The following is a 21,744-nucleotide window of genomic DNA, read 5'->3' on the forward strand; positions in this document are numbered from 1 at the left end:
CGGAAACTGCTCCCGTTCCCGTACGGAGGCGGCTGTTCTGTCTCTGTGGCCGTGCTCAGGCGGCGCCGACCGGCGTGCCCTGCTCCTCGCGGTCCTCGTTCGTCCTGCGCGTCGTCGAGCCCGTCGCGACCCGGGCTCCGAAGAGCCGGTCCACGGCCAGCGCGCCCGGGCCGGTGAACACCAGGAGCGCGAACGCCCAGCAGAACAGGGCCGCGGTCTCGCCGCCGTTCTGGAGCGGGAAGAGGGACTCGGGCTGGTGCACCTTGAAGTACGCGTACGCCATCGAGCCGGAGGCGAGGAACGCGGCGCTGCGCGTGCCGAGTCCGGCCAGGACCAGGACGCCGGCGCCCAGCTGGATCACGGCCGCGTACCAGCCCGGCCAGGTGCCGGCCGGGATCGTGCCGCCGCCCATCGCGCCGCCGAGGACGCCGAAGAGCGAGGCGGCGCCGTGGCAGGCGAAGAGCAGGCCGACGACGATGCGGAAGAGGCCGAGCGCGTAGGGCTGCGCCTGGTTCAGGCGGTCCGTGAGGCTGCCCGTGTCGCTCTGGCCTCCCTGGCCGCTCCGGCCGCTCGGATTGTCCGTGGTGTTCGCGGTGTTCGTGGTGCTCGTGGTGTTCGTGTTCTTCATGGGGGACTCCTTCGGCCTGCCTCGTCCGTGGGGGACGGGGAGTGGGGGACGGAAACCGATGAGGCCGCAAGGTTAGGCATCCCTCAGTAATACTTGCAAGTTCAACATTCGGCCACCGGGGAGCGGGTGGCGCGGTTTGCTCCCCGGTGGCCTTTGTCGAAGCCGATTCAGCAGGGTTGCTGTCAGCAGGCGTTGAGGACGGACTGCAGGGCGCTCTTCTCGGCGGAGTCGACGCTGAGGTTCCAGTGGTACTTCACGTGCACCCACGCGCGGGCGTAGGTGCAGCGGTAGGCGGTGCGCGGCGGCAGCCACTCCGCCGGGTCGAGGTCGCTCTTCGCCTGGTTGACGTTGTCCGTCACGGCTATGAGCTGCGGCCGCGTCAGGTCGTTCGCGAAGGCCTGGCGCTGTGAGGTGGTCCAGGAGCTGGCGCCCGAGCGCCACGCCTCGGCGAGGGCGACGACGTGGTCGATGTCGAGGTCGGACGCGACGGTCCAGGTGGCGCCGTCGTACTCGGAGTACCAACTGCCGCTCACCGAGGCGCAGCTGGAGTCCGTGACGACGTTCACGCCGTCGCGCTTGAGGACGGTCTCGCGGGTGTTGCAGGCGCCGGACTGGGTGATCCAGTGCGGGAAGAGGTCGCGGCTGTAGCCGGTGGAGGAACCTTCCGCCTTCACGGTGAGGGCGGCCAGGTAGGTGCGGGCTGTGGCGGCGCTGACCGGGGTGGGCATGGCGGCCTGGGCGGTCGGGGCGGTGGCGAGGAGGCCGGTCACGGTGAGGGCGGCGGAGGTGGCGAGAACGGCGAGTCGACGCGCGTAGATCATGCCGACGGGCATGTGAACTCCCTTGAGCTGGGGGGACTGTGCCCGGAGGCCGTCCCCGTGGGGCGCCGGGCGGTGGCCCGGTCATCGTGGCGGCGCCAGGTTTCGGTGGGGCGTGCGCCAGGTAACAGAGTGGCGACATGGACACGTCACATCAAGGGGTGTGCGGCGTCCGATGGAGTGAGGGATTCCGTGCGGCGCCCGGCGGTTGGGCGTACGACGAGACCCCGGGCCGTTTCCCGGCCCGGGGTCTCGTCGTCGTATGCGGAGGTTCTACGGAAGGACGGTCAGGGTGATCGTCCCGTCGGCCGCGGCCTCGACCCGCAGGTGGTCGAGGTCGGGGATGTGGACGTCCGGCGCGAAGGCCGCCGCGCGCGGGCCCACGCCCACGATCCTCATGCCGGCCGCGCGGCCGGCCTGGATGCCGGCCTCCGAGTCCTCGAAGACGATGCAGTCCGCGGGGGCGAAGCCCAGCTCGGCCGCGCCCTTGAGGAAGCCCTCGGGGTCCGGCTTGCTGGCCCCGACGCACTCGGCGGTGACCCGGATCTCCGGCATCGGCAGCGCCGCCGCCCCCATCCGCGCCTGCGCGAGGGCCTCGTCCGCCGAGGTCACCAGGGCGTGCGGCAGCTCCGCGAGCGCGGCCATGAAGGCCGGGGCGCCGGGGACGGGAACGACGCCGTCGAGGTCGGCGGTCTCCTCGGCGAGCATGATCCGGTTGTCGGCGTGGTTCTGCGCCATCGGGCGGTCCGGGAGGAGGACGGCCATCGTCGCGTACCCCTGACGGCCGTGGACCACCTTGAGCACGGCGTCACCGTCGAGGCCCTGCCGCTCCGCCCAGCGTCGCCAGCAGCGCTCGACGACGGCGTCCGAGTTGACGAGGGTGCCGTCCATGTCGAGGAGGAGGGCGCGGGCGGTGAGCGTTGCCGGGGTGGTGGCAGGCATCAGGTCTCCAGAGGGGTGGTACGGAGAACGAAGCGGTCCCGCCCACCGGTCAGGGTTTCGCGGGCGGGGCCACTTTGTTCTTCTACGATACAAAACCGGGGGCCGTCTTGGCCAACCCGGTCCGCATGGCGGGACCGGGAGGGCGCCGGGGCGGGACCGGGAGGCTGCCGGGATGGAGCCGGGGGCGGGACCGGGAGGGCGCCGGGGTGGCACCGGGAGGGAGCCGGGGGCGGCGCTGGGATGGTGCCTGGGTGTAGCCGGGGGCGGTGCCGGGGCGAGGCCCGGATGAGGGCGGGGGCGAGACCGGATGGGGCCCCGATGAGGGCCCGGATGAGGCAGGGGCGAGGCGCGGACGAGGGCCGGTGTCGTCAGATGTTCGGCGTGTTCTCCTCCAGGACCCGGCGGGTGGCGGGGCCGTACACGCCCTCCGGGTCGCTCAGGCCCCAGTGCCACGTCTGGTAGCGGGCCACCGCCTCCCGTACCTCCTCGTCGTACCGTCCGTTGACAGGGCCGTCGTAGACCCACACGGCGGTCAGCCGCCGCTGGAGCTCCTTCACCTCGTGCCCGGTGGAACCGAGGCTCAGGGTGACCTCCACCTCGTCCAGCCCGGGTGACTCCGAAGGAGAAGTCGACGCGGTCGGTCCCGTCGTCGTCGGTCCGGCCCCCGGCGCCGACGAGGAGCCGGTCGGAGGCGCCGCCGGGCCCGTCGCGCTCGGCGAGGCGCTCGGCCGGGCGGTGGTGCGGCTCGCGGTGGGGGTGGGCGTCGGCGACGCGGACGTCGGGCGCGCGGTGGGGGAGGGCGACGCCGGATCCGGGCTCTCGGAGGACGGGGACGGGGACTCGGACACGGCGATGTTCAGGGACGCGCTCGTGGTGACCTCGGGCACGTCCGCCCGGTCGTCGCGCTCCTCCCCGCCGCCGAGCAGCGCCGCCGCCAGGGCCGCCGTGCCCGCCACGGCGGCGGCGGCCACCACGGCCACCACCGCGCCCCGCCTGCGGCCCCGTCCCGGGGCCTGTCCCCGGTCATGGCCGGGTGGCGGCGGTACGGCGCCCCCGCCGCCCAGCAGCAGCGGCATGGTCTCGGAGGGGTCCCCGCCCGGGTACGAGCCCGCGGGCGCGCCGGGACCCGCCCCCTCCCCGTACGCCCCTGTCCCGTATGGCTTCGCCCCGTACGCCCCCGCTCCGTACGCCCCCGGCAGCGGTGCCGTGACGGACGAGGAACCCCCGTCCGGCCGGATCGCCGTCAACTGGGCCGTCGGCGGATCGTCGGCCCCGTGAGAGGAGGTGTCAGCCCCGTGGGGCGAGGCGTCACCCCCGTGCGAGGAGGCGGCACCCCCGGACGGGTCCCCCGCCCCGTAGGACCCGTACGGGCTCGTGTCCTCTCCCGAGTCCAGCGTCACGTACGGCCTGATCCGTAGTGGATCGAAGTCCTCGGCCGCCGCCAGCTCCGCCTGGGCGCAGGCGCAGCCAGGTCTTTCCGCACCGCATTCAGGACAGACGTGTCCGGTCATGATGGGTCCCCTCCCCGATACAACTGCGAGCGATTATGCAGCCCGCCCCTAGGACCTGTCTTTTGGGTCAGGCCGGGCTGGCGGGGCCTGGCACGCACGCTCGCCGCGATGTCGTCACTCTCCCCCAAGCTCTCGGCTTCGCTCGAGCAGGGCGGTATCCCCATGGCTCCGCCATGACTCCCTCCTCCGCCTTGCGATCGCACGCACCAGACCCCGCTCCCTGATCCGGCCTGATCCAAAAGACAGGCCCTAGCCGGTGGGCGAACAGCGGTGCTCTTCGGGAGGCCATAACCGGACATTCGGACCAGGATGGAGGGGCCGTCCCATGGGCCGTCCGGCGGGACGCCCGACGACACGCCCGACGACACGCCCGAGGAGACGCCCATGGCTCAGGAAGTGAGCCCCTCCCAGCTCGGCGGCGCCCCGGCGCCGGGCGAGGGTCAGAGCCACCGCACCGTCCTCGTCGCGATCGGCGCGCTGCTGCTCGGCATGCTGCTCGCCGCCCTCGACCAGACCATCGTCTCCACCGCCCTGCCGACCATCGTCAGCGAGCTCGGCGGCATGGAGCACCTCTCCTGGGTGGTCACGGCGTACATGCTGGCGTCCACGGCCGCGACACCCCTCTGGGGCAAGCTCGGCGACCAGTACGGCCGCAAGAAGCTCTTCCAGTCCGCCATCGTCATCTTCCTCATCGGCTCCGCCCTCTGCGGCATCGCCCAGAACATGCCGCAGCTCATCGCCTTCCGCGCGATCCAGGGCCTCGGCGGCGGCGGCCTCATGGTCCTGTCGATGGCGATCGTCGGCGACCTCGTGTCCCCCCGGGAACGTGGCAAGTACCAGGGCCTCTTCGGCGCCGTCTTCGGCGCCACCAGCGTCCTCGGCCCGCTGCTCGGCGGCCTCTTCACCGAGCACCTCTCCTGGCGCTGGGTCTTCTACATCAACCTGCCGATCGGGATCGTCGCGCTCTTCGTCATCGCGGCCGTGCTCCACATCCCGGTGCGCTCGACCCCGCACGCCATCGACTACCTCGGCACCTTCCTCATCGCCTCGGTCGCCACCTGCCTGGTCCTCGTGGCCTCCCTCGGCGGCACCACCTGGGCGTGGGGTTCGGCGCAGATCATCGGCCTCGCCGTCCTCGGCTGCGTCCTCCTCGTCTGGTTCGTGTACGTCGAACGGCGGGCCGCCGAACCGGTGCTGCCGCTCAAGCTGTTCAGGATCCGGACCTTCACCCTCGTCTCGGTCATCAGCTTCGTCGTCGGCTTCGCGATGTTCGGCGCGATGACCTATCTGCCGACCTTCCTCCAGGTCGTGCAGGGCGTCACGCCGACCATGTCCGGCGTGCACATGCTGCCCATGGTCGCCGGCATGCTGATCACCTCGACCGCCTCCGGCCAGATCGTCTCCCGTACCGGCCGCTGGAAGGTCTTCCCCATCGCGGGCACCGCGCTCACGGCCCTCGGCCTGCTGCTCCTCAACGAGCTGACGGAGACCACCTCCACCGGGGTGATGAGCGTCTACTTCTTCGTCTTCGGCGCCGGACTCGGCCTGGTCATGCAGGTCCTCGTCCTGGTCGTGCAGAACGCCGTCTCGTACGAGGACCTCGGCGTCGCCACCTCCGGAGCCACCTTCTTCCGCTCCATCGGAGCCTCCTTCGGCGTCGCCGTCTTCGGCACGATCTTCACCAACCGGCTCACCGCCAAGCTCGACGAGGTGTTCGCCTCGGCCGGACAGGACATCCCACCGGGCATCGGCCCCGAGGAGGTCGCCGCCGACCCGCGCACCCTCGGCGAACTCCCGGCCGAGCTGCGCCCCTCCGTCCTGCACGCGTACGCCACCTCCATCACCGACGTCTTCCTGTACGCGGCCCCCGTCGTCCTCGTCGCCTTCGTCGTCGCCTGGTTCCTCAAGGAGGACAAGCTGCGGGCCTCGGTCACCGCGCCCGACACCAGCCAGACGCTCGCCTCCAACCCCGTCGAACGCTCCTCGTACGACGAATGCGCCCGCGCCCTCTCCGTCCTCGGTTCCCGCGAAGGACGCAAGGCGATCTACGAGAAGATCACCGCCCGCGCGGGCCTCGACCTGCTGCCCGCCGCGAGCTGGCTGCTGCTCCGCATCCGCCGCCACGGCACGGTCGAGCCCGCCCGGCTCGCCGAGACCGTGCCCGTACCGCTGCGGGTGATCACGGAGGCGTCCCGGCAGGTGGAGGAACGACACCTGGCCACCCGGGAAGGACTCCAGCTGATCCTCACGGAGGAGGGCGTACGGGTGGCGACCCGGCTCGCGGCCGCCCGGGAGGAGTCGCTCGCCGAGCTCCTCGGCGACTGGTGGGGTCCGGACCGTCCCACCGACCTGGTGCAGCTGGTGGAGCAGCTGACGGCGGAACTGTCCGGCTCGGACGGGGAGCGGCCGCACGACCCGGAGCCGCCCCGGGACCACCACGCGTAGGTCGCCGGACGGGGTAACTCCCGCTCCACAAACCCTCTGTGACCAGAACTCAGGCCTGCTCAGTACGCTGTCCTCTCCAAGATCACGTCACAGGGGGACGGGCAGGATGAGCAGCGAACAGCCACACCAGGGCGGGTACGGCGGACAGCCGGGATACGGCGGGCAGTCGGGGTACGGCGGGCAGCCCGGGTACGGGGCGCCCGGCGCCCCCGGCGGATACGGACTGCCGGCGCAGCCCGCCCCCGCCCGAGCGGCCTCCCACCGAGGGGCCTGGATAGGCGCGGGAGCCACCCTCCTCGCGGCGGTGATCGGCGTCGTCGGTACGTACGTGGTGACCAGCGGCAACGCCAAGCCCACACCGCCCGCCGCACAGGGCCCGGCGCCCTCGGCCACCACGGCCGGCACTCCGGGCGGCCAGGCGGCTGCCCCGGACGCGTCGCAGAGCCCGGATGCCTCGCAGTCCCCTGATTCACAGGCGCCCCCGACGGCGGCGACGCCGCCCGCGAAGCCGGCCGGCACCGTCGGGTGGCAGGGCGCCCTGGCGATCACGTACGCGGACGCGAAGGACCTGGACTCCGCGCCTCCCGTGGAGTCCGAGATCAACGAGGAGAACGACTTCTCCGTCCACCCCTTCGGCACCAGTCACATGCTGAGCCCCGACAGCGGGGCCAAGGCGCTGGTGTGGAAGGACTCCACGAAGGTGCCCACGTACGCGGACTGCGCGGGCGTGGTCGACACGCTGGGGACCACGACGGCGATGAAGACGAAGACCGGCCTGGTGCTCTGCGCCCGCACGAACGACGGCCGCGTCGCCCGGCTGACCGTGAAGGAACTGACCGGGCAGGCGAGCGACATGAGCGTGGTCCTCGACGTCGTCGTCTGGAGCGGCTGACCGCGAGCGGCCCCGGCGGATCAGAGGTCCTTGCCGTACCAGACGTCCATGTACGGACCGGAGCAGTAGGCCGGTATCTCCGCGTACCCGTGCCGCGCGTACAGGGCACGTGCCTCGACCAGGTCCAGTCGCGTGTTGAGGACCATCCGGCGCGCGCCGAGCGCGCGGGCCGCGTCCTCGAGGCCGCCCATCAGGACGCCGGCGCCGCCGAGGCCGCGAAAGGCGTGGCGCAGGAAGACCCGGGTCAGCTCGGCGCGTTCCCCGTCGAGGAGCAGGACTCCTCCGCAGGCGGCGGGCTTCCCCTCGTAGCGCCCGACGAGGAACTGCCCGGTCGGCGGGGTCAGCAGCTCGACCCCGTCACCGGCCAGCCCCTCGTCGATCTCCGCCTCGGTCGCGGGGCGCTTCCAGTAGCGGCTGGCGACGTCGTCGTAGTAGTCACGGCGCAGAGCGGTCGCGTCCGGGGTGTCGACGCGCTCGGGGGAGAAGGTCCAGGTCATGCGTGCCATTGTGCGGCGCGCACGACCCGGGGCGCAGCTCCGTTTCCCCCGGCCCGGCCCGGCCGGGGCACGGCTCAGTTCTTGGGGGACGCCTGCTGGACGACCTCGAACGACCAGAGGGTCGATCCGGAGGCGGCGGGCTTCGGCCGCTCACCGCCCTCGCTGCCGCCGCCCTGGTGGGCTGCCTTCATGGAGCCGTTCATCCAGGCCTGGAAGTCCTCCTCGCTGCGCCAGCGGGTGTACACCAGGTACTGGTCGGTGCCTTCCAGCGGGCGCAGCAGCTCGAACCACTCGAAACCGTCGGAACCCTCTACGGCCCCCGCGCGGGACGCGAAGCGCTGCTCCAACACCTCGCGCTGCTCGGCCGGAACGGTCAGGACGTTGATCTTTACCACGCTGGGCACATGACACCTCTCGGGAAGCACAGGCCGGGCACAGCACCCCGCCTTGATCACGCCCGTGCAGTCTCCTACACAGGCCGGTCAAAGCGGCGTGAGGACGACGCGCGGGCATCACCCGTGGCGCGATGACGCCGGCCCCGCGCGGCGGGCTTCTTGGCCAGGGGGGCGACTCCGGCGTGGCTCCCATGTGAGGCTCTGTACGGGTGGCTCGGTGCTCCCTTTCCCCTCACGACGCTCATGGAAGGCACGACATGACGCAGACCCCCACCACCCTCCGGGTGGACGCGGTACGGGAGTTGGCCGCGCGTTGGTTGCCCCTGCTCGGGGACGACGACTTCGTCGTCTCGCCCCTCGGGCTGTGGCTGGCCCTCGGGGCTGTCGCCTCCGGGGCCGGAGGGCGGACCGGCGAGGAGATGGGGGAGTTGCTCGGGGTCGAGGGGGCGGCCGCCGCCGAGGCCGTGACCCTAGGCGGGCGGTGGCTCGGGCAGGCGCCGGACGTGGCGGTGGCGACCGGGGTGTGGAGCCGGGTGCCGGTGCTCGACGCCTTCCGGGCGGGGCTGCCCGACGTGCGGTTCGGGCTGCTGCCCGGGGCGGTGTGGTCCGCGCTGCCCGACGACGCCTTCGGTGCGACGGACGACATGTCCCTCGGCGTGATCCCCGACGCGCAGGAGGAGCTCGACGCCTGGGTACGCAGTGCCACCGGAGGGCGGATCACGCGGCTGCCGCTCGATCTGGACGGTTCCGAGGATCTCGTGCTGCTCAACGCCCTCGCGCTGAAGGCCTCCTGGCTGACCGCCTTCCCCGGGCATCTCACCCGTGACGAGCCCTTCACCGACGGAGACGGGGACGCCCGGCCCGTGCCGACCATGCGGCAGCGGATCCCGGCCGGCCGGGTCTGGTACGTGGGCGGGGTCACCGTCGTCGAGCTGCCCTGCGCGGGGGAGGGGGGCGTGCGGGTGCGCTTCGTGCTGGGGGCCGAGGCCGACGGGGCAGACGTCGACGGGGCCGAGGCCGACGGGCCCGGCGACGTGCTGCCCGCCGCCTGGGCCGGGGCCGACGCGCGGCGGCCGCTCGTCGCGGATGCGGCCGATCTCAGCCTGCCGCGCTTCACCCTCCGTACGAAGACCGACGCGAGGGAGTATCTGGCCGCGCTCGGCCTGACCCGGGCGATCGACCCGCGTGAGGCCGACTTCTCGGGCCTCTCGCCGGCGGACCTGTACATCGCCAAGGTCGTGCAGGAGGCGGTGGTCGAGGTCGCGGAGGAAGGGGTGGAGGCGGCGGCCGTCACCCAGGTGACGATGCCGCGCAGCGCCGCCCCGCCCCGTCACGAGGTGGTGGAACGCATCGCCTTCGACCGGCCGTTCGGTGTGGTCGTCCTCGACGGTTCGGGCGAGGTGCCGCTGTTCACGGGCTGGCGGCGGAGCGCGCCTCCGGTCAGCTGACGACCCGGGCGAGCAGCAGGCCGTCGTAACCCTTCGTGCCGACCGTCTGGAGGGCCGTCGCGTCCAGTCGGGGTTCGCGGGCGACGAACTCGAACAGTTCGCGGGTCCCGGTGATCGCCGGGTCGTCCGGGTCCGGAGTGGCGACCCTGCCGCCGCGCACCACGTTGTCGACGATGATCACCGTGCCGGGGCGGGAGAGCTTGAGGGCCCATTCGGCATAGCGCGGGTTGTTGACCTTGTCGGCGTCGACGAAGACCAGGTCGAAGGGGCCGGCGCCCTCCGCCTCCAGCTGCGGCAGGGTGTCCAGGGCCGCGCCCGTGCGGACCTCGACGAGCTTGTCGAGGCCGGCGCGGGCGATGTTGGCGCGGGCGACGTCCGCGTGGGCGGGGTCGTATTCCAGGGTGATCAGCCGTCCGTCGGCGGGCAGGGCGCGGGCCAGCCAGATCGTGCTGTATCCGCCGAGGGTGCCGATCTCCAGGATGTTCCGGGCGCCCTGCGTCAGGGCCAGCAGGTGGAGCAGCTTCCCCTGGTTGGGGGCGACGGCGATCTCGGGCAGGCCGGCCGCCGTGGAGGCGGCGAGCGCGGCCGTGAGCACGTCGTCGGCCGGTGCGACGGTCCTGCTGAAGTAGTCGTCGACCGCGTTCCACTGAGGGTTCGTCATGTCATGGAACGTACACCGGTGTCCCCCGCCGGGCGGCGCCGTGCCACGCGTACGAGCAGCAGTGCCGCGACCACCACGAGCAGCAGACCGCCGCCCACCGTGAGGAGCCACACGGGGATGCCGCCGGCGACGGTGAGGAGTCGGTCGGTGTACTCGACCTGGCGGTACGGGGTGTCCGCGACGGTCCTCAGACGGTGGTCGTCGTCGATCCGCGCCGGATTCGGGAACTCCTGCTCCACGACCGTCAGATGCACCGGGCGCCGCCCCGCGAGTCCGGCGAGGGCGCCGTCGGGGCGTTCGATCCGGCCGGCGAAGGTCACCTCGGGGCGGTCGCCGCCGATGGCGGAGCGGGGTTCCATCCGGTGGTCGGCCAGGATGGAGAGGCCGAGGGTCTGGGAGTTCGCCGCGAGGCGGGAGAGCCGCATGGGGTAGACGAGTTCGGGCGAGGCGAAGGTGATGCGGAGGGGTGTCAGTTCGCCCTGGAGGACGGTGTCCTTCTCCTCGGGTGCGAGGCGGACGGCGACGTACTCCCACTTCCGGTCCACGTACGGCTGGAGCGCGCCGGTCAGCCGGTCGGGCAGTTCGAAGCCGTGGCTGCGCAGCCAGTCGCCGAGGGCCTCCGGGTCGGTGGCCGTCAGGCGGGCGACGTCGAAGGGGCCGAGCCGCTCGCGGCCGACGACCCCGACGCCTGCGCCCCTTCCGGGCTGGGCGCCGGCCCCGTCGCCGTAGCCGCCCGCGAACGGCCAGTCGTCCTCGCGCGGCCAGAAGTGGAAGCGGTCGCGCTGCTCGGGCTCGGTGAGGCGTTCGATCTCGTCGAAGAGCGCCGGGTCGCCGAGGGTGACGTCGGCCCGGCTCGGCACCGGCATGATCCAGGCGGCGTGCCGGGCGTCGCCGTGGACGTTGAAGCGCATGACGATCGTCTCGGTGCGGCCGTCCCAGTGGACGGCCGACTCCTCCCGGTCGACGCCGATGCGCTCGGACTTCGACGGGATCATGGCGCCGCAGCCGCAGGCGTACGCCGGTGCGACGAGCGAACCGAGCTGGAGTGCGAGCAGCGCGACGATGGTGGTCAGGATTCTGTGTGTCCCCCGCATGCGGGGTGGGACGTCATCGGTGGTGATCCGGTTCCGATGCCGGTCGGTGGTGATCCGGTTCCGGCGCCGGTCGGGGGTGGACGGAGGGCCGTGGCCGGCTCAGGTGCCCGCGCGGACCCGGAGTTCCTTCACGCCGTTCAGCCAGGCGGCCCGCAGCCGGCGCGGTTCGCCGGCGAGCGTCAGGTCGGGCAGGGCGTCCGCGACGGCGTTGAAGATGAGCTCGATCTCCTTGATCGCGAGGGCCTTGCCGAGGCAGAAGTGGGGACCGCCGCCGCCGAAGCCGAGGTGGGGGTTGGGGTCGCGGGTGATGTCGAAGCGTTCGGGGTCGGTGAACACCTCGGGGTCGTTGTTGGCGGAGGAGTAGAAGAGGCCGATCCGGTCGCCCTTGGCGATCTTCTGCCCGCCGAGTTCGGTGTCCTGGGTCGCGGTCCGCTGGAAGGAGACCACGGGGGTGGCCCAACGCACGATCTCCTCGGCGGCGGTCGCCGGCCGTTCCCGCTTGAAGCGCTCCCACTCCTCGGGGTGGGTGAGGAAGGCGTGCATGCCGTGGCTGATGGCGTTGCGGGTGGTCTCGTTGCCGGCGACGGCGAGCAGCAGGACGAAGAACCCGAACTCGTCGGAGGACAGGTTGCCCTGGCCCTCGGCGGCGACGAGCTGGCTGACGATGTCGGCGGCGGGACATTCCTTGCGGGCCGCGGCCATGTTCATCGAGTAGCCGATGAGCTCCATGGCGGCCTCGGCGCCTATCTCCTCGGTGATGGCGTATTCGGGGTCGTCGTACGCGACCATCTTGTTCGACCAGTCGAAGATCCGGGAGCGGTCCTCCTGGGGGACGCCGATGAGTTCGGCGATGGCCTGGAGGGGCAGTTCGACGGCGACCTTGGTGACGAAGTCGAAGGTGCCGTCGGCGTCCGCGCCGCGTTTCGCCTCGTCGACGATGGCGTGGGCGCGGTCGCGCAGCGCGGTCTCCAGGTTGCGGATCGCCCGGGGGGTGAAGCCCCGCTGGACGATCTGGCGGACCCGGGTGTGCTCGGGCGGGTCCATGTTGAGCATGATCAGTTTCTGGACCTCGATCTGGTCCCGGGTGATGTGCTCGTTGAAGCGGATGACGGCCGTGTTCTCGTTCGAGGAGAACAACTCGGGGTGGGTGGAGACGTACCTGACGTCCGCGTGGCGCGTGACGGCCCAGTACCCGGCGTCCTCGAAGCCCGTGATGCCGGGCGGCTGCGGGCACCACCAGACGGGTGCGGTCTGCCGCAGCCGGGCGAACTCGGGCAGCGGGACGCGGTCGCGGAGCAGATCGGGGTCGGTGGCGTCGAACCCTTCGGGGATGTGGGGGCAGGGCATCGGCAACACACTCCATATCTGATGGACCGTCAGGAGGTGTCTGGGAAGTTAGTAACGAGTTCTACAAGTAGCAAGAGGCAGAACGGGAAGTGTTGCCTCCCGGACCCTTGCGTACCCGCGGTAGCAGTCATAAGACTGCACAGAGAACTAGAACGCGTACTAGTTCCCCGTGACGCCGACCGACGGGCTGCCGGGACGCCCCGTCCGGTCGAGGAGAGGACGAGCTCATGGCCGCGGAACCCGTCATCGTCGAAGCCGTACGCACCCCCATCGGCAAGCGCGGAGGCGCGCTCGCCAACCTCCACCCCGCCTACCTCCTGGGCGAGACCTACCGCGAACTCCTCGGCCGCACCGGCATCCACGCCGACTGCGTCGAGCAGATCGTCGGCGGTACGGTCACCCACGCCGGCGAACAGTCCATGAACCCGGCGCGCACCGCCTGGCTCACCATGGGCCTCCCCTACGAGACGGCCGCCACCACCGTCGACTGCCAGTGCGGCTCCTCGCAGCAGGCGAGCCACATGGTCGCCAACATGGTCGCGGCCGGGGTCATCGACATCGGCATCAGCTGCGGCGTCGAGGCCATGTCCCGCGTGCCGCTCGGCTCCGGCTCCAAACACGGGCCGGGCAAGCCCTTCCCCGACGAGTGGAACGTCGACCTCCCCAACCAGTTCGAGGCCGCCGAACGCATCGCCCGCCACCGCGGCCTCACCCGCGAGCGCGTCGACTCCCTCGGCCTGCTCTCCCAGGAACGGGCCGCGAACGCCTGGGCCGAGGAGCGCTTCAAGCGCGAGACCTTCGCCGTCCAGGTCCCCACCACCGAGGAGGAACAGGCCGCCGGACAGGGCATGTGGCGGCTCGTCGACCGGGACGAGGGCCTGCGCGACACCACCATGGAAGGGCTCGCCCGCCTCAAGCCCGTCATGCCGACCGCCGTCCACACGGCCGGGAACTCCTCCCAGATCTCCGACGGCGCCGCCGCCCTCATGTGGGCCTCCAAGCGCATGGCGCGCGCCCTCAAGCTCCGCCCCCGCGCCCGGATCGTCGCCCAGGCCCTCGTCGGCGCCGACCCGCACTTCCACCTCGACGGGCCGATCGACGCCACCCGTGCCGTCCTCGGCAAGGCCGGGATGTCGCTCAGGGACATCGACCTCGTCGAGATCAACGAGGCCTTCGCCTCGGTGGTGCTGAGCTGGGCGCAGGTCTTCGAGCGGGACCTGGACGGTCTGGAGAAGGTCAACGTCAACGGCGGCGCCATCGCCCTCGGCCACCCGGTCGGCGCGACCGGTGCGCGGCTCATCGCCACCGCCCTGCACGAGCTGGAACGCTCGGACAAGGAGTTCGCGCTCATCACGATGTGCGCGGGCGGGGCCGTGGCGACCGGGACGATCATCCAGCGGTTGTAGCCGTCGCGGATGTGCTCTCTTCGACCAGCTTCGCCAGGTACTCCGCGGCGGTCGTCTCCGTACGGGCGAGGGCCGCGGCCTGGCCGGCCCACAGGTTGACGCAGTCGGCGCGACCCGCGGCGGCCGCTGCCCGGCGGATCGGCTGCATCAGGGCGTTCTGGACCGGGTACGGGGGGACCTCGTCCTCGTACGCCGCCATGTCGCGGACGAAGAGGTTCGGGACGCCCCGGGCCGTGCGGCCGGAGAAGAGGCGGGTGAGGACCGTCGTGCGCGACTCCGGCGTGCCGAGCGTCCGCCGGTGCACCTCGCTCGCGCCCGACTCGCGGGTCGCGAGAAAGCCCGTACCGATCTGGACCGCGTCCGCGCCGAGGGCGAGCGCCGCCGTGACCCCGCGGCCGTCGGCGATCCCGCCCGCCGCGATGACCGGCACGCTGACCGCGTCCGCCACCTGCGGGACCAGCGAGAACGTGCCGACCAGAGACTCCCGTACGGGACGCAGGAACGCCCCCCGATGACCGCCCGCGTCGCTGCCCGAGGCGACGATCGCGTCCACGCCGGACTGTTCGAGGGCCACGGCCTCCTCCACTGTCGTCGCCGTACCGATGAGAGAGATGCCGAGCCGTCGCGCCTCCGCGACAAGGTGACGTGACGGCAGCCCCATCACCAGGCTGACGGCTGCCGGTTCGGCGGCGAGCAGGGCGTCGACCTGCGCCTCGTAGTCCGGTCGTGCCGCCGCCAGGTCGGCGGCGGTCGGCGGGGTGACGCCCAACTCGTCGTAGTACGGCTTCAGCCGGGCACGGTGCGCGGCGAGTTCGGTGTCGGTCGGCCGGAGTGCCGCCTCGTCCTCAAGCGGGACCCACAGGTTCACCCCGAACGGGCGCCGGGTGCGGGCCTTCAGCCGGGCCACCAGGTCCGTGATCTCCTCCGGGGAGAGGATGTGGGCCCCGTACGAGCCGAGCCCGCCGCCCTCCGAGACCGCGGCGGTCAGCTCGACCGAGGAGAGCCCGCCGCCGAACGGGCCCTGGACGACCGGGAGCGCGATGCCGAAGAGTTCCCCGAGCCGGCCCGGCCTCACGCCGTCACCGCCAGGGCGCGCTCGGCCGCACGGCCCAGGGCCTGGCGCAGCGCGGCCCGTGCCACCCGCTCGCCCAGGTGCCGGGCGGTGAGCAGGTCCGACGTGCCGGGGGCTTCGTCCGGGCCGAGGTCGGAGGGGGACTGGGCCATGGCGCCGACGAAGCCGCCGAGCCGGTTGAGGTCCTCGGGGCTGCCGCCGCTGGAGTAGATCCAGCCGGGTTCCAGACCGAGCGGCACCCAGGTCATGCCGTGCTGGGCGGCGAAGACGGTCAGGGACAGCAGGGCGTTGTCCTTGTTGCCGTTCACCCCGGCCGAGTTGGTGAAACCGGCCGCGAGCTTGTCCTGCCAGCCGCGCGCTGCCCAGACCGGCGCGCTCGCCTCGGCGAACCGCTGGAAACCGGCCGAGGTCGCGCCCATGTAGGTGGGCGAGCCGAACACGATCGCCTCGGCCGCGTCGAGGGCCGACCAGAGTGACTCGTCGAGGGTCGACACGTCCCGCAGATCGGCGTGTGCGCGGGGAACGGAGGCTGCGCCCTCGGCGACGGCGGCGGCCTGGCGGGCGGTGTGGCCGTAGCCGCTGTGGTGGGCGATGACGACGGTGACGGGTGGGATGGCGAAGCCGGGGACGGCGGACATGCGTGTCCTCCTGTGTCGCGGCGGGCTGTGTGCCCGCCGATGCCGAGGACACTAGACGACCGGTCAACTAAAAAGCCAGTGGCCGCCATGCCGTTCCCGCCGGAATAGTTGACCGGCCGTATAGTGACCGCCATGGGACGCACCAGCACGGCACGCGAACGGCTCCTCGAAGCCACCGGCGACCTCATGCGCAGCCGCGGCTACAGCAGCCTCGGCGTCGCCGAGATCTGCGCCCGCGCTGACGTGAAGAAGGGCAGCTTCTACCACTTCTTCGAGTCCAAGCAGGCCCTCACCGTCGAGGTCGTCGACGCCTACTGGCAGGGCGAGCTCGCCTGCTGGAACGGAGCGCTCGCCGGTCCCGAGCCCGCGCTCGAACGGCTCCGCCGGCTGCTCGACGGCATGGCGGACGTCCAGCGCAGGACGAAGGAGACCTCCGGCACGGTCGACGGCTGCCTTCTCGGAAACCTCGCCCTGGAGCTGAGTACCCAGGAACCGGGCGTACGGGCCCGCCTGGAGGAGATCTTCGACGAGCAGATCGCCCTGGTGGCGGGGGTCCTCGCCGAGGCGGCGGCCGAAGGTGCCGTCCCGGCGGACCGGGCCACGCACGCGACCGCCCGCGCGGTCATCGCACAGGTGGAGGGCATGGTCCTTCTCGCCAAGCTCAAGAACGACCCGACGGTCATGGACGACCTGTGGCCGCACGCGCTGATGCTGCTCGGCGCGTGAAAGTCGTGCGCACGGGCCCGGGAACGCCGCAGGCCCCGCCCTCCCTGTACGGGAGGCGGGGCCTTGCGGGTGCGCTGTGCGGCGGGTGACTCTTAGTACCAGCCGTTGGCCTGCCAGAACGCCCAGGCGGCGTTCGGGGAGCCGTAGCGCTCGTTCATGTAGTCGAGACCCCACTTGATCTGCGTGGCGGGGTTCGTCTTCCAGTCAGAACCGGCCGAGGACATCTTCGACGCCGGCAGGGCCTGGACCAGGCCGTAGGCGCCGCTGGACGAGTTGGTGGCCTTGTGGTTCCAGCCGGACTCGTGCGAGACGATCTTGCTGAAGGACGCGTACTGCGAAGCGGGAACGATCTGTCGGGCGAGCTCCTGCGGGCTGGCGGCGGAAGCCGTGCCCGTCGTGCCCAGCACCGCACCGGACGCGCCCAGCAGCACGGCTGCGGAGGCGGCGATCTTCTTGTTGCGGGCAGAGACACGAGTGGTGAGCGAGCGGAACAACGTATCGACCTAACGTCGGGAACAAGGGCCGCGCCAGACGATTTCGGCAAGCCGGAACCAGAGCCCGGGGAACCCGGGAACTGGGGGGGACCGGCCGTCCGAGGCGCTGTGGTGAGCACCGGCTGCCTGGCGACGTCCACCAGACAACCAGGGCTGGAACGCCGATGCAACGACCCCCTGTACGAGGGAGGTTCGGACTCGCGGGGGAAGGTCCCGGGGTCGGCCTTGGGACGTTTCCGCAGGTCGTGGGGGTATCTAGGGTGATTTGGGCTGCTTCGTCGTCTACTATTCCGCGTCGTACGTGACGTAGGTCCTGTGGGGCGCCTCACCCGGGGCGGCCCTCTCCGGGCCCTCGAATGTGACCTGGGCCTCGAAGTTCGCCCGTCGCGTGGCCCGCCGCAGCGCCTTCAGAAGGGTGCCGCCGATCGTGAGGGTGAGGACGACGGTCAGGGCGGCCCTGCCGAGGTCCCAGCCGAGGGAGGTCGCCACCACGTAGGCGACGAAACGGACCAGGTTCTCGTCGAGGGGAGCGCCCGGCTGGAACGAGACCCCGCTGCTCAGGCCCTGCAGCAGCACCCAGCCCTGCAGATTCATGACCGTCCCGTACGCGAACGCCGCCACGCAGCCGTACGCCGAGAGCATCAGCAGCTCCCCCCGGCCCCGCAGCCCGTCCGGGCCCGGCAGCAGACCGGCGCCCATCGTGAACCAGCCCATCGACAGCATCTGGAACGGCATCCACGGCCCCACACCGCCCGTGAGCAGGGCCGACGCGAACATCGTCACCGCGCCCAGGACGAAACCGAAGCCCGGCCCGAGGACCCGGCCGCTCAGCACCATCAGGAAGAACATCGGCTCCAGACCGGCCGTCCCCGCACCCAGCGGCCGCAGGGCCGCGCCCACGGCGGCCAGCACCCCCAGCATCGCCACCGCCTTCGCGTCCATCCCGCAGTCGGCGATCGTCGCCACGACCACGGCGACCAGGAGCGGCAGCAGCGCAGCGAACAGCCACGGCGCGTCCCCGGCGTGCGAGGTGACGGCGGAACCCGCGTCCGCGAAGAGCGGCCAGCAGAAGGCGATGACCCCGATGAGGGAGACCAGGACGAGAGCGGTGACGGAACGCGGCCCCAGGCGGACAGGGCGTGAGCTTGTCGTCCTCACAGCGCCTCCTCCACCTGCTCGACCGTGAGCCAGTGCTGCGGGGCGAGGATCTTCGCCACCTGCGGCGAGAAGGCGGGGGAGGAGACGACGACCTCGGCCGTCGGGCCGTCCGCCACCACCTCGCCGTCCGCGATGATCACCACCCGGTGCGCCAGTTCCGCCGCCAGCTCCACGTCGTGCGTGGCGAGCACGATCGCGTGCCCGTCCGCCGCGAGGGAGCGGAGGTGGGTGACCAGCCGGGCCTTCGCCGCGTAGTCCAGACCGCGCGTCGGCTCGTCGAGGAGGAGCAGGGGCGGGCTGCCGGTCAGGACGACGGCCAGCGCGAGCGTCAGGCGCTGCCCCTCGGACAGGTCCCGCGGATGCGTCCCGTCCGCCACCCCCGGCAGCAGCTCCGACACCAGCGCCCGGCAGGTCCCGGGCGCCGTGCCGGCGTCCGCGTCGGCCGCGGCGCACTCGGCGGCGACGCTGTCCGCGTACAGCAGGTCACGCGGCTCCTGCGGGACCAGGCCGACCTGGCGGATCAGCTCGCCGGGGGCGGTGGTGTGCGGGACCCGCCCCGCGACGCGGACGGTGCCGGAGGTCGGGGCGATCATGCCGACCAGGGTCGAGAGGAGGGTGGACTTCCCGGCGCCGTTGCGGCCCATGAGCGCGACCGTCTCGCCCGCGTGGACCTGGAGGTCGATGCGGCGGAGGGCCTCTACGCGGCCGCGGCGGACGGCGAGGGCCTCCACGTGGAGCAGAGGGGTGGGGGTGTCGGATTCGGTGCGGCGCCGTTTGAAGAGGTTGAGTCCCCCACCCCGCCCCTTCCCGAAACCGGGGGCTCCGCCCCCGGACCCCCGCGCCTCAAACGCCGGCGGGGCTGAATCTCGCAGCCCGGCAAGAAGCCCCGCAGGGTCCCGCCCCTCCAGTCGCCCCTTCAGCTCGCCCGCCCTCCGCCGCGCGTCCCGCACCGTCAGCGGCAACGGCTCCCAGCCCGCGAGCCGTCCCAGCGCCACCACCGGCGGATGCACCGGCGACACCGCCATGATCTCCGCGGGGGACCCCATCACACCCTCCGGCAGCAGCAGCACCTGATCCGCGTACTGCACCACCCGTTCCAGCCGGTGCTCCGCCAGCAGCACCGTCGTGCCCAGGTCGTGCACCAGCCGCTGGAGGACCGCGAGGACGTCCTCCGCCGCCGACGGGTCGAGCGCGGACGTCGGCTCGTCGAGGACGAGGACCTTGGGGTGCGGGGTGAGGACGGAGCCGATCGCGACCCGCTGGCGCTGGCCGCCGGAGAGCGTGGCGATCGGCCGGTCGCGGAGCTCGGCGAGGCCGAGGAGGTCGAGGGTCTCCTCGACGCGGCGCCGCATGACGGCGGGCGCGAGGCCGAGGGACTCCATCCCGTACGCCAGCTCGTCCTCGACCGTGTCGGTGACGAAGTGCGCGGACGGGTCCTGACCGACCGTGCCCACCACGTCCGCGAGCTCGCGCGGCGGATGGGTGCGGGTGTCGCGGCCGTCGACGGTGACGCGGCCGGTCAACGTGCCGCCGGTGAAGTGCGGGACGAGCCCGGACACCGCGCCGAGGAGCGTCGACTTGCCGACGCCCGACGGGCCGACGAGCAGGACCAGCTCGCCCTCGGGGACGGTGAGGTCCACGCCCCGCAGGGTCGGTTCCGTATCGTCCTCGTACCTCACCGAGACGTTCTCGAAGCGGATCACGCGTTCTCCTTCGGAGCGGGGGCCACGAACGCGGGCAGCAGCCCCACCAGGATCGATACGGCGGGCCAGAGCGGAAGCTCCGGAGCCTCCAGCGGGACGACCCCGGGGTGCAGCGCCTCCGGGGCGTACGCGTTCGCCCAGATCATCAGGACGGCGACCGCCACCCCCGAACCGGCGACGAGCCAGGCCCTCGGGCCCCAGCGGTCCGGCCGGTAGCGGGTGCGGACCGTCCGGCGTCCGCCGAGCCGCAGCCCGGCCATGGCCGCCAGGAGCCCGGCGCCGAGCAGCGGAAGCCCGTACCCCGCGCCCTCGGCGGCGAGCAGCCCGTACGAGCCGGCGCAGACGCCCAGCAGCCCGCCGAGCGTCAGTACGTTCGTGGTGCGCCGTACGGAGGCCGGGACCAGCGCCGTCCGCCCGTACCCGCGCGCGTCCATCGAGGCGGCGACGGCGATCGACCGTTCGAGCGCGCCCTCCAGGACCGGCAGGCCGATCTGGAGGACCGCCCGTACGCCGCCGGTGGGGCGGCCGCGCAGCCGGCGGGCGGTACGAAGCCGGGCCACGTCGGCGACCATGTTCGGCGCGAAGGTCATCGCCACCACCACGGCGACCCCCACCTCGTACAGCGCTCCCGGCAGCGACTTGAGCAGCCGCGCCGGGTTGGCGAGGGCGTTCGCCGCGCCCACGCAGATCAGCAGGGTCGCCAGCTTGGCTCCGTCGTACAGGGCGAACACCAGCTGTTCGGCCGTCACCCGCCCCCCGATCCGCACCCCCTGCGCCCAGTCGGGCAGCGGCACTTCGGGCAGCGTGAACAGCTCGTGCGTCCCCGGGATCGGGGAGCCGAGCAGCAGCGAGAAGACGACCCGCAGGAAGACGACGAACAGGCCCAGCTTCACGAAGGCGCCGTACGAGCGCGCCCAGGGCGCGTCCGTACGGCGGGCCGCCACGACATAGCCGGCGACCCCGACGAGCAGCCCGAGCAGGAGCGGGTTGGTGGTCCTGGACGCGGCGACGGCGAGGCCGAGCGCCCACAGCCACCAGGCGCCGGCGTGCAGGGCGTTGGCCCGGCTCGCCTCGGGGGCCGCGAACGTGCTGAGGCCAGGGCCTGTCTTCTGGATCATGCCGGGCTCGCCGCGCTCATCCGCGGCGGCGGGCCTTCCAGATCGCCGCCCCGCCGAGGGCCAGGACGGCCGCCCCGCCGGCGAGCACGCCGAAGGACGGGCCCCCGCGCTCCTCCCCTGCGGTGGAGGCGGCCGGAGCGGAGGGCGCGGTGGACGCGGCCGACGGCTTCGAGGCGTCCTCCGCGACCTGCTCGCCGCAGCCCCGCGCCGGGTAGCCGGCGATCCCGCACAGCATGGCCGCGCCGTCGTACCGCAGCGGCTTCGCCACCGTGGCGAGCGCCTCCGCGCCCGTCGCGTCCTCGCGGATCTGCGCGCAGCCGACCTCGACCGGCTTCGTCGGCGGGGTCTCGCCGGGCGGTGCGTCGGCCGGGCCGCCGAAGTCGACGACGACCGCGACCCGCTTGGAGCCGTCCTTCTTCTCCACCGCTCCGCAGATCCCGGTGAAGTCGGGTGCGACGGAGGGCAGGGAGGTGTCGGCCGTGCCGTTGCTGATCGCGAAGCGGAAGCCGATCACGTCCCCCTCGGCGGGACGGGCCGTCGCCGGGCCCTGCGTGGCGTACGCCCACGGCGTGCCGCCGGAGCTCTCCCAGAACGACCAGTAGCGGTAGCCGGCGGCCTGCGCCGGAGCCGCCGCGACCGACGTCAGGGTGAGCAGGGCCCCGGCCGCGGCACCCGCGGCGAGGGCGGCGCGGCTTCTCCCGGCGGCTCTCCCGGCCGCCTTCCCGGCCGCCTTCCCGGCCGCCTTCACGGT

Annotated in this window: 22 protein-coding genes; 6 read left to right on the top strand and 16 right to left on the bottom strand. The window is 72.6% G+C overall.

Translation table 11 applies throughout. From position 1 onward, the window contains the following. Nucleotides 1-55 precede the first annotated feature (55 nt). The 4 genes from IO20_RS0100490 to IO20_RS41120 all read right to left on the bottom strand — a co-directional run bounded on the left by IO20_RS0100490 (nt 56) and on the right by IO20_RS41120 (nt 2,984). Nucleotides 56-628, bottom strand: coding sequence for a DoxX family protein (locus IO20_RS0100490; protein ID WP_078945887.1), 573 nt, complete (start codon nt 626-628; stop codon nt 56-58). Nucleotides 629-810: 182 nt separating this feature from the next. Then, the gene (locus IO20_RS0100495) at nt 811-1,461 is read right to left on the bottom strand and encodes an HNH endonuclease family protein (protein ID WP_030547830.1); all 651 of its coding nucleotides are present in this window, start codon (nt 1,459-1,461) and stop codon (nt 811-813) included. A gap of 258 nt (nt 1,462-1,719) precedes the next feature. After that, nucleotides 1,720-2,388, bottom strand: a complete 669-nt coding sequence (locus IO20_RS0100500) for an HAD-IA family hydrolase (protein ID WP_030547828.1) — start codon at nt 2,386-2,388, stop codon at nt 1,720-1,722. Nucleotides 2,389-2,756: 368 nt separating this feature from the next. Further along, on the bottom strand, nt 2,757-2,984 hold the full coding sequence (locus tag IO20_RS41120) for a peptidoglycan-binding domain-containing protein (protein ID WP_051874324.1): 228 nt from the start codon (nt 2,982-2,984) through the stop codon (nt 2,757-2,759). Between IO20_RS41120 and IO20_RS41125 the strand changes: the two genes are divergently transcribed. The 3 genes from IO20_RS41125 (at nt 2,974) to IO20_RS0100515 (ending at nt 7,236) form a co-directional block, all read left to right on the top strand. Further along, nucleotides 2,974-3,666, top strand: a complete 693-nt coding sequence (locus IO20_RS41125; protein WP_037634327.1) for a hypothetical protein — start codon at nt 2,974-2,976, stop codon at nt 3,664-3,666. The two genes, IO20_RS41120 and IO20_RS41125, sit on opposite strands and share 11 nt — an antisense overlap. 617 nt (nt 3,667-4,283) lie before the next feature. Then, nucleotides 4,284-6,344, top strand: a complete 2,061-nt coding sequence (locus tag IO20_RS0100510) for an MDR family MFS transporter (RefSeq protein ID WP_030547824.1) — start codon at nt 4,284-4,286, stop codon at nt 6,342-6,344. Between the two features lie 106 nt (nt 6,345-6,450). After that, on the top strand, nt 6,451-7,236 hold the full coding sequence (locus IO20_RS0100515; protein ID WP_078945885.1) for a hypothetical protein: 786 nt from the start codon (nt 6,451-6,453) through the stop codon (nt 7,234-7,236). A gap of 20 nt (nt 7,237-7,256) precedes the next feature. Here the strand turns inward: IO20_RS0100515 and IO20_RS0100520 are convergent, their stop codons facing one another. Further along, nucleotides 7,257-7,742 (bottom strand): GNAT family N-acetyltransferase, encoded by a 486-nt coding sequence (locus IO20_RS0100520; RefSeq protein WP_030547821.1) that lies wholly within the window; start codon nt 7,740-7,742, stop codon nt 7,257-7,259. Between the two features lie 65 nt (nt 7,743-7,807). Continuing rightward, nucleotides 7,808-8,137: an antibiotic biosynthesis monooxygenase family protein gene (locus IO20_RS0100525; protein WP_030547819.1), complete on the bottom strand. Its 330-nt coding sequence runs from the start codon at nt 8,135-8,137 to the stop codon at nt 7,808-7,810. A gap of 248 nt (nt 8,138-8,385) precedes the next feature. Between IO20_RS0100525 and IO20_RS0100530 the strand changes: the two genes are divergently transcribed. Next, entirely contained in the window at nt 8,386-9,576 is a 1,191-nt protein-coding gene (locus IO20_RS0100530; RefSeq protein WP_031126568.1) for a serpin family protein, read from the top strand. Here the strand turns inward: IO20_RS0100530 and IO20_RS0100535 are convergent. From IO20_RS0100535 to IO20_RS0100545, 3 genes are all read right to left on the bottom strand, one after another. After that, nucleotides 9,569-10,237 carry an O-methyltransferase gene (locus tag IO20_RS0100535; RefSeq protein ID WP_030547814.1) on the bottom strand — a complete coding sequence of 223 codons (669 nt, stop codon included), beginning with the start codon at nt 10,235-10,237 and terminating at the stop codon, nt 9,569-9,571. The two genes, IO20_RS0100530 and IO20_RS0100535, sit on opposite strands and share 8 nt — an antisense overlap. Beyond that, nucleotides 10,234-11,331 (bottom strand): DUF2330 domain-containing protein, encoded by a 1,098-nt coding sequence (locus IO20_RS0100540; protein ID WP_030547812.1) that lies wholly within the window; start codon nt 11,329-11,331, stop codon nt 10,234-10,236. Before IO20_RS0100540 ends, IO20_RS0100535 begins: the two co-directional genes overlap by 4 nt. A 99-nt stretch (nt 11,332-11,430) precedes the next feature. Then, nucleotides 11,431-12,678: a cytochrome P450 gene (locus tag IO20_RS0100545; RefSeq protein ID WP_030547810.1), complete on the bottom strand. Its 1,248-nt coding sequence runs from the start codon at nt 12,676-12,678 to the stop codon at nt 11,431-11,433. Nucleotides 12,679-12,905: 227 nt separating this feature from the next. Here IO20_RS0100545 and IO20_RS0100550 point away from each other — a divergent pair, with 227 nt between their 5' ends. Then, the gene (locus tag IO20_RS0100550) at nt 12,906-14,084 is read left to right on the top strand and encodes a steroid 3-ketoacyl-CoA thiolase (RefSeq protein ID WP_030547809.1); all 1,179 of its coding nucleotides are present in this window, start codon (nt 12,906-12,908) and stop codon (nt 14,082-14,084) included. On the opposite strand, the gene IO20_RS0100555 is transcribed toward IO20_RS0100550, so the two are convergent. Then, a complete protein-coding gene (locus IO20_RS0100555) occupies nt 14,068-15,159 on the bottom strand; it encodes an NAD(P)H-dependent flavin oxidoreductase (RefSeq protein ID WP_030547807.1) in 1,092 nt (363 codons plus the stop codon). The genes IO20_RS0100550 and IO20_RS0100555 overlap by 17 nt on opposite strands. Beyond that, on the bottom strand, nt 15,156-15,794 hold the full coding sequence (locus IO20_RS0100560) for a flavodoxin family protein (RefSeq protein WP_245684838.1): 639 nt from the start codon (nt 15,792-15,794) through the stop codon (nt 15,156-15,158). Before IO20_RS0100560 ends, IO20_RS0100555 begins: the two co-directional genes overlap by 4 nt. 132 nt (nt 15,795-15,926) lie before the next feature. Here IO20_RS0100560 and IO20_RS0100565 point away from each other — a divergent pair, with 132 nt between their 5' ends. After that, nucleotides 15,927-16,520: a TetR/AcrR family transcriptional regulator gene (locus IO20_RS0100565; RefSeq protein ID WP_030547803.1), complete on the top strand. Its 594-nt coding sequence runs from the start codon at nt 15,927-15,929 to the stop codon at nt 16,518-16,520. Nucleotides 16,521-16,612: 92 nt separating this feature from the next. On the opposite strand, the gene IO20_RS0100570 is transcribed toward IO20_RS0100565, so the two are convergent. From IO20_RS0100570 to IO20_RS0100590, 5 genes are all read right to left on the bottom strand, one after another. Beyond that, the gene (locus IO20_RS0100570) at nt 16,613-17,014 is read right to left on the bottom strand and encodes an aggregation-promoting factor C-terminal-like domain-containing protein (RefSeq protein WP_030547800.1); all 402 of its coding nucleotides are present in this window, start codon (nt 17,012-17,014) and stop codon (nt 16,613-16,615) included. Nucleotides 17,015-17,299: 285 nt separating this feature from the next. Next, nucleotides 17,300-18,172, bottom strand: a complete 873-nt coding sequence (locus IO20_RS0100575; protein ID WP_030547798.1) for an ECF transporter S component — start codon at nt 18,170-18,172, stop codon at nt 17,300-17,302. Continuing rightward, nucleotides 18,169-19,875 (bottom strand): ABC transporter ATP-binding protein, encoded by a 1,707-nt coding sequence (locus tag IO20_RS0100580; protein ID WP_030547796.1) that lies wholly within the window; start codon nt 19,873-19,875, stop codon nt 18,169-18,171. Before IO20_RS0100580 ends, IO20_RS0100575 begins: the two co-directional genes overlap by 4 nt. Next, nucleotides 19,872-20,993 (bottom strand): energy-coupling factor transporter transmembrane component T family protein, encoded by a 1,122-nt coding sequence (locus IO20_RS0100585; RefSeq protein WP_030547794.1) that lies wholly within the window; start codon nt 20,991-20,993, stop codon nt 19,872-19,874. The genes IO20_RS0100580 and IO20_RS0100585 overlap by 4 nt, the downstream gene beginning before the upstream one ends. A 16-nt stretch (nt 20,994-21,009) precedes the next feature. Then, nucleotides 21,010-21,741, bottom strand: coding sequence for an SCO2322 family protein (locus tag IO20_RS0100590; RefSeq protein ID WP_030547793.1), 732 nt, complete (start codon nt 21,739-21,741; stop codon nt 21,010-21,012). Between the last annotated feature and the right edge of the window lie 3 nt (nt 21,742-21,744).

This window comes from Streptomyces exfoliatus, assembly GCF_000725545.1.
GTDB lineage: Bacteria > Actinomycetota > Actinomycetes > Streptomycetales > Streptomycetaceae > Streptomyces > Streptomyces exfoliatus.

What these genes read in the sequence shown, in the direction of transcription:
- IO20_RS0100490 (WP_078945887.1), bottom strand. Translation starts at nt 628, where the DNA reads ATGAAGAACACGAACACCACGAGCACCACGAACACCGCGAACACCACG.
- IO20_RS0100495 (WP_030547830.1), bottom strand. Translation starts at nt 1,461, where the DNA reads ATGCCCGTCGGCATGATCTACGCGCGTCGACTCGCCGTTCTCGCCACC.
- IO20_RS0100500 (WP_030547828.1), bottom strand. Translation starts at nt 2,388, where the DNA reads ATGCCTGCCACCACCCCGGCAACGCTCACCGCCCGCGCCCTCCTCCTC.
- IO20_RS0100510 (WP_030547824.1), top strand. Translation starts at nt 4,284, where the DNA reads ATGGCTCAGGAAGTGAGCCCCTCCCAGCTCGGCGGCGCCCCGGCGCCG.
- IO20_RS0100515 (WP_078945885.1), top strand. Translation starts at nt 6,451, where the DNA reads ATGAGCAGCGAACAGCCACACCAGGGCGGGTACGGCGGACAGCCGGGA.
- IO20_RS0100520 (WP_030547821.1), bottom strand. Translation starts at nt 7,742, where the DNA reads ATGGCACGCATGACCTGGACCTTCTCCCCCGAGCGCGTCGACACCCCG.
- IO20_RS0100530 (WP_031126568.1), top strand. Translation starts at nt 8,386, where the DNA reads ATGACGCAGACCCCCACCACCCTCCGGGTGGACGCGGTACGGGAGTTG.
- IO20_RS0100535 (WP_030547814.1), bottom strand. Translation starts at nt 10,237, where the DNA reads ATGACGAACCCTCAGTGGAACGCGGTCGACGACTACTTCAGCAGGACC.
- IO20_RS0100540 (WP_030547812.1), bottom strand. Translation starts at nt 11,331, where the DNA reads ATGCGGGGGACACACAGAATCCTGACCACCATCGTCGCGCTGCTCGCA.
- IO20_RS0100545 (WP_030547810.1), bottom strand. Translation starts at nt 12,678, where the DNA reads ATGCCCTGCCCCCACATCCCCGAAGGGTTCGACGCCACCGACCCCGAT.
- IO20_RS0100550 (WP_030547809.1), top strand. Translation starts at nt 12,906, where the DNA reads ATGGCCGCGGAACCCGTCATCGTCGAAGCCGTACGCACCCCCATCGGC.
- IO20_RS0100560 (WP_245684838.1), bottom strand. Translation starts at nt 15,794, where the DNA reads ATGTCCGCCGTCCCCGGCTTCGCCATCCCACCCGTCACCGTCGTCATC.
- IO20_RS0100565 (WP_030547803.1), top strand. Translation starts at nt 15,927, where the DNA reads ATGGGACGCACCAGCACGGCACGCGAACGGCTCCTCGAAGCCACCGGC.
- IO20_RS0100585 (WP_030547794.1), bottom strand. Translation starts at nt 20,993, where the DNA reads ATGATCCAGAAGACAGGCCCTGGCCTCAGCACGTTCGCGGCCCCCGAG.